Raw genomic sequence first — 11,045 nt, forward strand, 5'->3', positions numbered from 1 at the left:
AAGGAGCATCAGTGGATTTCACGACGACCGAGGCACAGCGAGACCTCGCCGCCCTCACCCGCGACATCGTCGCGCGCTACAGCACCGACGACGTTCAGCGGCAACTGGATTCGCGTCCCGACGGGATCGATCGCGCGCTGTGGGGAGTACTCGGCACATCGGGGGTGCTGTCCGCGGCGACTCCGAATTCGGTCGGAGGCGACGGCTTCGGCGTACTGGAGGCCGCGTCGATCGCGGTGGAACTGGGACGCGGAATCGCGGCGGTCCCCTACGTCGCGCACTGGACCGCGGTGTCCGCGATCGCTCGGTTCGGCACCGACGAGCAGCGTCACGAATGGGCTGCACCTGCCGCACTCGGGTCGTCGATTCTGACGGTGGCTCTCGACGAAGACGACACGGTGAGCGCCCGGGAAACAGCTACCGGGTGGACCCTGTCCGGCACGATGACCTGCGTCGACAGCGCGCCCATCGCCGACGGCATCGTCGTCGCCGCGGTCGATGGCGTCTATCTGCTCCGGCCGTCGGACCCGGGTGTGGCCGTGACATCGCAGCACGGCGTCGACAATCGCAGCATCGGCGAATTGGAATTGACTTCTGTTGCAGTCGATTCCGTTCGGCGACTGGCCGAGTCCGCTGCCGCACAGCAGGTTCGCGCCTGGCTGACGCTTCTGACGTGCGCCTATCAGGTCGGGGTTCTGGAGGAGTCGCTCGCGGTCACGGCGAACTACGCCCGCGAACGGGTCCAGTTCGGCAAACCCATCGGCAGCTTCCAGGCCGTCGCACAGCGCTTGGCGGACGCGTACATCGACGTCAAAGGCGCACGTCTGACGATGTGGAAGGCCGCGTGGGCGGTATCGGCAGGACGCGACGCGGACGACGACGTCGCAGTGGCCAAATTCTGGGCAGCGGACGCCGGCCATCGCGTCGCTCACACGCTCGTTCACGTGCACGGAGGCGTCGGCCTCGACCGCGACCATCCCGTGCACCGCTATTTCCTCGCGGCCAAGCGTGCCGAATTCGCGTACGGCGCGGCGACGTCGACCCTGCGTCGACTCGGTGCGGCCCTGGCCGCAGTGCCCGCGTGATACGTAAGGGCACGGTTCGTAAATCGATTGGCAGCACGCAGCCAGATTGATACCGTTTCGGTCGTCGTCAAGTCGAAGTGAGGAGGAACGCAATGGTGGTCGTTCGGCGTACAGCACTGCCCTGGGCCCCGTGCGTTCACAGGGCTCCCCTGTTCATTCCTTAGCCGGCCCCGCACTCACGGGTCGGCCTTCGAAAGGCTTCCCGTGTCACTTTCCACATACGGTTTCGACTCCTATTGGCAATCCCTGTTCGAGAAGTACAGTTTCGACGGACTCCCCGGTCGCGTCACCTCCGTCTTTCGCGGATGGTGTGACGTAGCAACGGAATCGGGTACTACCCGCGTTCGATCCGGCAGTGCCGACGTGTGCACCGGCGACTGGGTCGTCGTCGGCACCGACACCGTTCTTCATGTACTCCCCCGGCGTACGGCGGTCGTGCGCGCATCTGCCGGACAGACGTCGGCGTCGCAGATCCTCGCGTCGAACGTCGATACCGTCGTCGTGACGGTGGCGGCGGACACCGAACTCGACCTCGGCCGCGTCGAACGTTTCGTCGCCTTGGCCTGGGCGAGCGGCGCCACCCCGATCGTCGCACTGACCAAGAGCGACAAGGCTTCCGAGAGCCGATACGCGGATGTGAGCGCTGCATCGCCAGGTGTTCACGTCGCCGAGCTCAGTGCATACACCGGGAATGGACTGGCCGAGTTCCTGACGCATCTCACCGGCACGATCGCGCTGATCGGCCCGTCGGGATCCGGAAAGTCGACACTGGCGAACAGAATGATCGGCGACGACGTGTTGGCCACCGGTCACGTTCGCTCCGGCGACGCGAAAGGCAGGCACGTCACCGTCCGACGCGAACTCGTGCCGCTGCCAATACCGGGAACCACCGTCATCGACACACCGGGACTACGGTCGGTCGGTGTGTTGTCGTCCGACGACGGACTTTCGGCGACGTTCTCGGACATCGAAGATCTGGCAGCACACTGCCGATTCGCCGATTGCGCACACCTGTCCGAACCCGGGTGTGCGGTACGCGAGAACGTCGATCCACGACGCGTCGCGAACTATCAGCGTCTCGTCCGCGAGAACGACTGGGCGACGACGCGGCACGACGTCCGCGCGAACCAGGCCCGGCTCGCGGAGGCGAAACAGATCTCGAAGGCGCAGCGTCAGCTGTACAAGAGCCGGAACCGGCCGCGACAGTCGCGCTAGTCGAACAGCGTCGGAGATTCCGGCTCGGCGGCTGCGGGCGCGGCCTGCTGCGTGGGCGACGCCTTGCGCACGACGGACAGCGTGGTCGTCCGGACCGACAGTCGGTGTCCGTCGTGGTGTTCGAGCAGCGCGAGACCCTGACGAATCTCCAGCACCTTCCAGGGGCCGGCATGCCCACTGGCCTGGACAAGGTCGCCCACTGCGATCTCGGAAGCCACTGCTCTCTCCATTCAGGTCGGTCGTCGTACCGACTTCTACCCTAGACCGGACAGGACGTCGTACCGGGCACAACCGGACCCGCGTCCTCGCGCGTCGCCGATTCCCGGACCGGTCGGTACGAAACGTCGCGACAAACCGCCGATTCGCCCGCTACGGGCCGGGGGAACCGACGATCTCACTAATTCGATTGGAGTACAACGACTTTCGTGTCGACTACGGGCTCGGCAATCCTCTACCATAGGCCGGTGCCTTCGTCTGTGACCCCAGCTGAAACCCTGTCCGTGGTCGTTCCAGCTCATAACGAAGAGTCCTACATCGGCTTCTGCCTCGAAGCGCTGCTCGCTCAGGGCGACGACATTCACGAAATCGTCGTGGTCGACAACAACTCGACGGATCGGACGGTCGAGGTCGTCCAGGCGTTCATGCGCACCGAACCGAAGATCACGTTGATATTCGAGGACAAGCCGGGCGTCGCGCATGCACGCAACGCAGGCTTTCGCGTCGCCAGCGGTGACGTCCTCGGTCGCGTCGACGCCGACACCCGCGTCACCGCAGGGTGGGCGCGCGCGATACTCGATTTCCTGTCCAGCGACGGCGCCCACATCGGCGCGATCACGGGCCTCAACCTGCCGTACGACTCGCCGGTTCGCGGACTCAAGGCGTGGTGGTTCGGCAGGCACCTGAAGAAGGGCAACGTCGGGGGCGGCCGCCTGGTCAAGAACCTTCACGGAGCCAACATGGCCATCCGAAAGACGGCGTGGCATCGCGTCGGACATCTGGTCAGTACCGACGCTGCCCTGCACGAAGACCTCGATCTGGCGTTGTGCCTCGGTTCGGTCGGCGTGGAGATCGCGCAGCTGTCCGACATGAACGTCGATGTGTCGCCGCGTCGAGCATTCACCCCGCCGTCGGAGTTCCACGAGTACATCGACTCCGGTATCCGCACGTTCACCCATCACGACGTCATGACGAAGGAGAAGCGCAAAGCCCTTCGTCTGCACTGGTGGTGGCACATTCTCGTGTTCGCCGTCTACCGCCCGTTCGATCCGATCAAGAAGCGCTACTCCGTGCGGCATCTGCTGCGTCCGGTGCAGACGCGCATGCTCCCGGTCACCGCGGAAGGCGTGGTCACCGTCGAAGCTGCGACGCGACGGGCCAGCTGAGCTACCGCAGCTTCTCGAGTCGGCTTACGGCCTCCTCGAAGCCGGCGACCAGCTCGTCGACGACGTCGGCGACGGGTCTGATCTCGTTCATGCGGCCGACGATCTGCCCGACGGGCATCGCTACCACCTTGGAGTTCCCCGCCCTGTCGATGCGTTGATGCGCCTCGCTGACCAGGATGTTCTGCAGCGGCATCGGTAGCGGATCGGGCGCATCCGGGGCGCTCCAAGCGTCGGTCCACTCGGTCTTGAGGAGCCGGGCGGGCTTACCCGAGTAGATCCGCGTGCGGACCGTGTCGCTCGACGACGCCGCCAGCAACGCCTCCTGCATCGCCGACGGCTTACCCTCCTGCCGAGCGCCGAGGCGGTATTCCGCGGTGGTCAGCCACGCCGATCCCATCCACACCCCCTGCGCACCGAGCGCGAGCGCGGCCGCGACCTGGCGTCCGCTACCGATGCCGCCCGCCGCCAGAACGGACGCGTCGCCTGCCACGGCCTCGACGATCTCGGGCAGCAACACCATCGATCCGATCTCACCGGTATGACCCCCTGCTTCGTACCCCTGAGCGATGACGATGTCGACGCCGTTCTCCACGTGTCGACGTGCGTGCTCGGCCTTGCCCGCCAGCGCCGCGACCGGCACCCCGTGCTCGTGCGCCTGTCCGATCACGTCGGTCGGCGGAGACCCCAAGGCGTTGGCGATCAACGCGATTCGGTGCTTCAGTGCGACGTCGACGTGTGATCGCGCAACCGAGTGCAACCATCCGAGCACGCCTTCGTTGCGCGCCGAATCCGCTCCCAGCGGCGGGATTCCGAGGTGTTCGAGCGTGCGATCCACGAAAGCCCGATGTTCCGGCGGTATCAACTGATTCAGATCGACGGCTGCGCCCTCGGTGGGTACCTTCGCCGGCATCACGATGTCGACGCCGTACGGCTTTCCTTCGGTGTTCTCGTCCATCCAGTTCAGTACTTCGTCGAGTTCGTCCGGGTCGTTGAAGCGCACACACCCCAGAACGCCCAGGCCACCCGCCCGACTGATCGCGGCCGCGACATCTTCCGACGGCGTGAAACCGTATATCGGATAGTCGATTCCGAACTTCTCGCAGAGATCTGTGTGCATTCAGCTGCCTCGTGTCGCAGTCGTCAGTGAGTTCGTCTCGTCGGCCGGGCGCGCCTCGGTCTGTTCGGACGCCCATCGGTAGTCCGGTTTTCCTGCAGGCGAGCGCTTGATCTCGTCGACGAACCACACCGCACGCGGAACCTTGTATCCCGCAATGACTTTCCGGGCTTCGGCGTCGAGTTCGGCCAACGAGGGCCGATTCTCACCGCGAGCCTGCACGACGGCGGCGACCGTGTGACCGAGGCGATCATCCGGCACGCCGACGACGATGGCGTCGAACACTTCCGGGTGCGATTTCAATGCGCCCTCTACTTCCTCGGGGAACACCTTCTCGCCGCCGGTGTTGATCGACACCGAGCCACGGCCCAACATCGTGACGGTGCCGTCGGCCTCGACCTGCGCGTAGTCACCGGGGATCGAGTACCGGACACCGTGGATCTCCTTGAACGTCGCCGCCGTCTTCGCCTCGTCCTTGTAATAGCCGATCGGGATATGCCCGTGTCGCGCAAGCAATCCCGTCTTTCCGGACCCAGGTTCGACGGGATGGCCGTCGTCACCCAGCACCGACGTCGACGCGTCGATTTTCACCCGCGGGCCACCCGTGTGCTCGGTTCCTTTCGCGACGACGCCGAGACCACCGAAGCCAGTTTCGGACGAGCCGATCGAGTCGGTGATCATTCGATTGGGCAGCAGTTCGAGGAATTTCTCCTTGATGCTCGGCGAGAACAGGGCTGCACTGCTTGCCATCAGGTACAGCGTCGACAGGTCGTACGGGGTGCCGTTCGGTCTGCCCGAGGTGAGGGCGTCGAGCATCGGTCGCGCCATTGCGTCGCCGGTGATGAAGATCAGGTTGATGCCGTGCTTGTCGACGAGCTCCCAGATCACGTGGCCGTCGAAATCGGGATGCAGCACGGTCTTTCCGCCACCGAACAAGCTCTGGAAGGTGGCCCACTGCGCGCCGCCGTGGATCATCGGCGGGATCGGCATTCGCGTCATGGCCGGGTTGGCGGCGCCCATTTTCGCGAGATCCCACTCGTCGTCGAGATATTCGCCCGTCATGAAATTGATGCCGCCTCCGAGCACGCGCCAGACGTCTTCCTGACGCCACATGACGCCTTTGGGACTGCCGGTCGTGCCGCCCGTGTACAGCATGTAGATGTCGTCGGGGCTGCGCTCGCCGAAGTCCCGTTCGGGAGAGGACTGCGCGAGCGCGTCGTCGTAGGTGACCTGTTCGCCGTCGCCGTCGATGACGACGGTCGTCGTCAACTGCGGGCACGTCGGCAGCACCGCAGCCACCTTGTCGCTGTAGCGCCCCTCGTGGATCAGAGCCACCATGTCCGAATTCTGGAAGATGTACTGTAACTCGTTCTCGACGTATCGATAGTTCACGTTGACGACGACGGCGCGGATCTTGAACACCGCGATCATCGCCTCGATCGCTTCGATTCCGTTGCGGCTGTAGACCCCTACCTTGTCGCCGGGCCCTACGCCCTGTTTCTGCAGGTAGTGAGCCAGCCGGTTGGTGCGGTCTTCCATCTGCGCGTAGGTGATCTCCCGATCTCCACACACCAGTGCGACCCGGTCGGGAACCAGGTCGATTGCATGCTCCACGAGGTCTGCGATGTTGAGGGCCACGCATCGAAAATAGAACGTGTTACTGTTTCTGGCAATAGCCGAGGATGGGGGATTTCGATGACTTCCACAGCGTCACCTACCGAGGCCGCGCACGCCCTCGTCGAGAAGCGCGGACACGTCCTGATCGTCACGATGAATCGACCCGAGGCGCGCAATGCGCTGTCCGGCGAGATGATGACGATCATGCGTGACGCGTGGGATCGCGTCGACTCCGATCCGGACATCCGCGTCGCCATCCTGACGGGTGCCGGTGGCGCGTTCTGTGCCGGTGCCGATCTGAAGGCGATGACGTCTACGCATCCCGGCGACAGCTTCCGCGGTGGTGGATGGGACCTGTCCAAGATCGAGGCACTGCTCAAGGGGCGACGACTGTCCAAGCCGTTGATCGCTGCCGTCGAAGGACCTGCTATCGCGGGCGGCACCGAGATCCTGCAGGGCACCGACATTCGCGTCGCGGGCGAGAGCGCGAAATTCGGTGTCTCCGAGGCACGGTGGGGCCTGTTCCCGCTCGGCGGCTCGGCGGTGCGCCTCGTTCGCCAGATCCCGTACACCGTCGCGGCCGATATCCTGTTGACCGGCAGGCACATTCGGGCCGACGAGGCTCTGCAGATCGGACTCGTCGGCCACGTCGTACCCGACGGCCAGGCGTTGACGAAAGCTCTGGAGCTCGCGGATCTGATCGCAGCGAACGGGCCTCTGGCCGTTCAGGCCATCCTGCGCACCATCCGCGACACCGAAGGGATGCACGAGAACGACGCATTCGAGGTGGACGCGAAACTCGGCGTCGCCGTCTTCCAGAGTCAGGACGCCAAGGAGGGGCCGAGGGCGTTCAGCGAGAAGAGGGCCCCGAGATTCGAGGGTCGGTAGGGCGCTCCGCGCACGGGTGCGTCAGCGCAGAATCGCCTCTTCCGGTGTTCCGTTCTCGAGAAGCGCGCTCACCGTCGCCGCTTCCATGCCCGGCGAACCGCAGACCAGGACCTGGTGGTTCGTGAAGGGTTCCTGCACGCCGATCACGTCGGCGAGACTGCCTTCCCAACAGTGTTCCGGCCCGAAAAATGCTGCAGCCGAACCTACCTCGGCTCGAATCGCGTCGTTGAAACGATCCGGCCCCCACGGGTCGTCGAGCTGATCGACGACGGGGACCACCGTCAACCACGGCAATTGCGATACCAGGATCCACAGCAGATCCGACGCGTACAGATCGCGCGGAGACCGCCCTCCGACGTACAGCGTGACGTTCGGCGGTGACGGCCTTTGCGACAGATCGAGGATCAACGAGCGCATCGGCGCCAAGCCGGTGCCACCGGCGATCATGACGACGTCACGCCCCGAGTCGTCGACATGCAACGCACCACCCGGGTCGCTCAGCTGCCAAACGTCCCCTGGCCGAGTGTCGTTGACGATCGAACCGCTGACCCATCCCGCGGGAACGGCCCGGACATGGAACTCGAGTTTTCCGTCGAGCGACGGGGGCAGAGCGGGTGAATAACGCCGCGAGACTCGTGGATTCTGGGGGACGACGACCTCGACGGACTGACCCGGACTGAACGGAACTGCGTATCCGACGAGACGGACCACGGCCAGATCGTTGCGTAGGCGGTGGTACTGAACCACCTCGGCGTTCCACGTCTGCATGGGCACCCAGCCTACAAGTGCGGCTGCGCACTACCAGGGATCGTGATGCACGCTCGACAGATCGACGCCGCCTGCCTGGAGCCGGAACTTCGTGGTGTTGATCATCGACGGCGAACCGACGATCTGAATGTCGCGCCCTTCCCATCGACCGAACTCGGCGACCGTCTGGCCGATCTGCCCGACGATCGGCGCGGTGTCGAAATGGTGGCCGTCGTGCATGTACCACCACGGGTCTTCCTCGGACTCGACGACGCCGACGACCGAAAGCCACGGGTTGGTCGACGCGATGTGCAGAAGCGTCGGCAAGTCGTACAGATCGCACGGATACTTGCCGGCGACGAACAGGTGCACGCGGGCGTTGTCCGTGCGCGACGCCATTTCCATCAGCTGCGCGCGGATCGGTGCGATTCCCGTTCCCGACGCGATCAGCAACCGGTCTCGGCCCTTCGCCGTGTGACGCGTCATGCTCCCCAACGGTGAGCCGAGCGTCCAGCGGTCGCCGATCGCGGTGTTCGCGACGATGGCCGGACTGACCCAGCCACCGGACACGCGTCGTACATGAAATTCGATCTGTCCTTCGGCGTTGGCCGGAATCGCGGGCGACAGGTATCGCCACATACGCGGCCGGCTCGGAATGGACACACTGACGTACTGCCCGGCGCTGTAATCCATGGGTTGGTCGAGTTGGAGGCGGACGATCGACACGTCGTCGAGCACGCGGATGTGATCGACGACGGTGCCGTGCCACATCGGCGGTCCCTCGTCGGCGTTCGCGCCGTCCATCATCGCTCCCGCGATGACGGCGATGGCTTCACGCCAGGCGGAGTCGACGTCGTCGGTCCAGAGTTCGGTACCCGCGAACTGCTCGAGTGCGGAGATGAGGGCGTTGCCGACCGCGGTGTAGTGGGCGTCGGTGACGCCGTACTTGCGATGGTCACGACCCAGTTGAGCGAGAAACGGAAGGACGCGATCGAGTTCTTCGAGCTGGTCGACGACATGCGCGATCGCGGAGACCAACCTGTCGCGCTGGACGTCCATCGCTGCGGGAAAGAAGTCGCGCGCCTCCGGGTTGCGGGCGAACAGGATCGCGTAGAACGAACTGGTCAGCTTCTCGGGCCCACCCTCGACCGCCGCGACAGCCTTGAACGAGGCTCTGACAAGCGAGATCGCGCGAGCATCCATTGTTCGAAGTCCCCAATCCGCGCCCAGACGCGGGAAGTCGGCATTCTCGATCACCGTCTGTCGAACGCGGAGATCGAAGGTCGATCCGGAGAGTGTAGCTCAGCACGGTGATGCCGACCGGACGAAAACAGACCGTTCACCCCTGTAACACAAGATTCTCCGAACGACCTCGCCGGATTCCGCGGACGAGCCGACCGTGCATTCGAATTCTCGTGCGGCGCATCGTTTTCGGGCTTCCACGTCCTGGCCGAAGGCCCTAGGATCTGCGGGGTCCTTCAAGATCGACTTCTGTACCGAGCGAAACGGGGGTTTGCGCATCGTGACTGTCGCTGTCGGGGCGAGCCTGCAAGACCGGAACGAAAGTAGACAGCACGAAGAGCTCGACCCGGATCGAGTGCGTCGACTTCGTGAATGCGCAGAATTCTTCGACGGCCCGGAGTTGGCGCACCTGCATCCGGGCCGCAAGGCCGAAGCGCTCACCGAGCTCGCGAACACCGGGACCTACCTGCAGACACCGGAGGAAATCCTCGTCGGCGCCAAACTGGCGTGGCGGAACCATGCGCGATGCGTCGGACGCAAGCACTGGCGCACCCTCGAGCTGATCGACGCGCGACACGCGACGACAGCGCACGAGATCGCCGACGCATGCTTCGAACATCTGCGTCGCGCAACCAACGGCGGAGCCCTCAAGTCGATCGTCACCGTGGGCCCACCGCCGCTGTCCGACGGCCGTGAATATCGCATCGTGTCGCCCCAGCTGATCCGGTATGCGGGATACGACGACGGCAGAGGAAAGATCACCGGTGATCCGGCTCACATCGAGCTCACCGAGCTCGCCATGCGGCTCGGGTGGCGTGGTGAAGGTTCACGGTTCGACGTTCTGCCCCTGATCGTGTCCACGCCGGACGAACCGCTGCGATGGTTCGAGATCCCACGCGATCTGATCCTCGAAGTCGACTTCGTCCACCCCAATTACCAGTGGTTCGCGAAACTCGGACTGAAATGGCACGCGGTGCCCGCGGTATCCAACATGGACCTCGAGATCGGTGGCGTCCGCTACCCGTGTGCGCCGTTCAACGGGTGGTACGTCAACACCGAGGTCGGCGCCCGGAACTTCAGCGACCAGGATCGGTACGACATGCTGCCGACCATCGCGAAGAAGCTGCGCCTCGACATGCGCTCCGACCGCACCCTGTGGAAGGACCGTGCGCTCGTCGAACTCAACCGCGCCGTGATCCACAGTTTCCGTGAGGCGGGCGCCTACATGGTGGACCACCACACCGTCGCGAAGCAGTTCGTGGACCACGTCGACCGCGAAGCCCAGGCGGGCCGCGCATGCCCGACGGATTGGACGTGGGTCAATCCGCCGATGTCGTCGGGCATCACCCCGACGTTCCACCGTCTGTACGACCCGCCGGACATGGACATCCGGCCGAACTTCGTGTCCCGTGGCGCATCGGGCTGCCCGTTCTCCTGAGCTGCGGGGGCCGGGGCTCGCTGCGGGGGGCATACCGCGGGCTTACCGCGCAGGTTGCTGCGAACGCGCACGTTGCAACCGGCGCAGCTGCTGCAACGTGCGCAGCCCGGGCAGAGAGAACGAAACACCGCGCCCACCGCGCACCTTTCAGCAAACGCGCACGTTGCAACCTGCGCAGCCCGGGCAGAGATGAACTGCCCTGGATCTGATGGAGACCTGGTTCAAGCCACTTCGCGGTCGGAGGTGGCGATCGAGCATTGCTGACGGTACTCGTTTTCATAGTCGACGGGCGAAACGTAGCCGATTGAGGAGTGCAA

Annotated in this window: 10 protein-coding genes; 5 read left to right on the plus strand and 5 right to left on the minus strand. The window is 64.7% G+C overall.

Going from position 1 to position 11,045, the window contains the following annotated elements; translation table 11 throughout:
- The first annotated feature begins 11 nt into the window (after window positions 1–11).
- Both HQ354_RS24290 and rsgA read left to right on the plus strand, forming a co-directional pair.
- Complete coding sequence (locus tag HQ354_RS24290; RefSeq protein ID WP_068425383.1) at window positions 12–1,085, plus strand: acyl-CoA dehydrogenase family protein; 1,074 nt, start codon at window positions 12–14, stop codon at window positions 1,083–1,085.
- A 204-nt stretch (window positions 1,086–1,289) separates the two neighbouring features.
- A complete protein-coding gene (gene rsgA / locus HQ354_RS24295) occupies window positions 1,290–2,300 on the plus strand; it encodes a ribosome small subunit-dependent GTPase A (RefSeq protein ID WP_068425386.1) in 1,011 nt (336 codons plus the stop codon).
- Here rsgA and HQ354_RS24300 read toward each other — a convergent pair.
- Window positions 2,297–2,530: a hypothetical protein gene (locus HQ354_RS24300; protein ID WP_174551408.1), complete on the minus strand. Its 234-nt coding sequence runs from the start codon at window positions 2,528–2,530 to the stop codon at window positions 2,297–2,299. The two genes, rsgA and HQ354_RS24300, sit on opposite strands and share 4 nt — an antisense overlap.
- 234 nt (window positions 2,531–2,764) lie before the next feature.
- On the opposite strand from HQ354_RS24300, the gene HQ354_RS24305 reads away from it, so the two are divergent.
- Complete coding sequence (locus tag HQ354_RS24305) at window positions 2,765–3,682, plus strand: glycosyltransferase family 2 protein (RefSeq protein ID WP_254303493.1); 918 nt, start codon at window positions 2,765–2,767, stop codon at window positions 3,680–3,682.
- A 1-nt stretch (window position 3,683) separates the two neighbouring features.
- Here the strand turns inward: HQ354_RS24305 and HQ354_RS24310 are convergent, their stop codons facing one another.
- The gene (locus tag HQ354_RS24310) at window positions 3,684–4,799 is read right to left on the minus strand and encodes a nitronate monooxygenase family protein (protein ID WP_222635810.1); all 1,116 of its coding nucleotides are present in this window, start codon (window positions 4,797–4,799) and stop codon (window positions 3,684–3,686) included.
- Window positions 4,800–6,434: an acyl-CoA synthetase gene (locus tag HQ354_RS24315; RefSeq protein ID WP_068425398.1), complete on the minus strand. Its 1,635-nt coding sequence runs from the start codon at window positions 6,432–6,434 to the stop codon at window positions 4,800–4,802.
- Window positions 6,435–6,491: 57 nt separating this feature from the next.
- Here HQ354_RS24315 and HQ354_RS24320 point away from each other — a divergent pair, with 57 nt between their 5' ends.
- Window positions 6,492–7,301, plus strand: coding sequence for a crotonase/enoyl-CoA hydratase family protein (locus HQ354_RS24320; RefSeq protein ID WP_068425401.1), 810 nt, complete (start codon window positions 6,492–6,494; stop codon window positions 7,299–7,301).
- Between the two features lie 21 nt (window positions 7,302–7,322).
- Here the strand turns inward: HQ354_RS24320 and HQ354_RS24325 are convergent, their stop codons facing one another.
- Window positions 7,323–8,069 (minus strand): FAD-binding oxidoreductase, encoded by a 747-nt coding sequence (locus tag HQ354_RS24325; protein ID WP_167675139.1) that lies wholly within the window; start codon window positions 8,067–8,069, stop codon window positions 7,323–7,325.
- A 30-nt stretch (window positions 8,070–8,099) separates the two neighbouring features.
- Window positions 8,100–9,251, minus strand: coding sequence for a globin domain-containing protein (locus HQ354_RS24330; protein ID WP_167675299.1), 1,152 nt, complete (start codon window positions 9,249–9,251; stop codon window positions 8,100–8,102).
- Between the two features lie 343 nt (window positions 9,252–9,594).
- Here HQ354_RS24330 and HQ354_RS24335 point away from each other — a divergent pair, with 343 nt between their 5' ends.
- Entirely contained in the window at window positions 9,595–10,728 is a 1,134-nt protein-coding gene (locus tag HQ354_RS24335) for a nitric oxide synthase oxygenase (RefSeq protein WP_206030520.1), read from the plus strand.
- Window positions 10,729–11,045 lie beyond the last annotated feature (317 nt).

The sequence above is a fragment of the Rhodococcus sp. BP-261 genome (assembly GCF_019835205.1).
Taxonomy (GTDB): Bacteria; Actinomycetota; Actinomycetes; order Mycobacteriales; family Mycobacteriaceae; genus Rhodococcoides; species Rhodococcoides kyotonensis_B.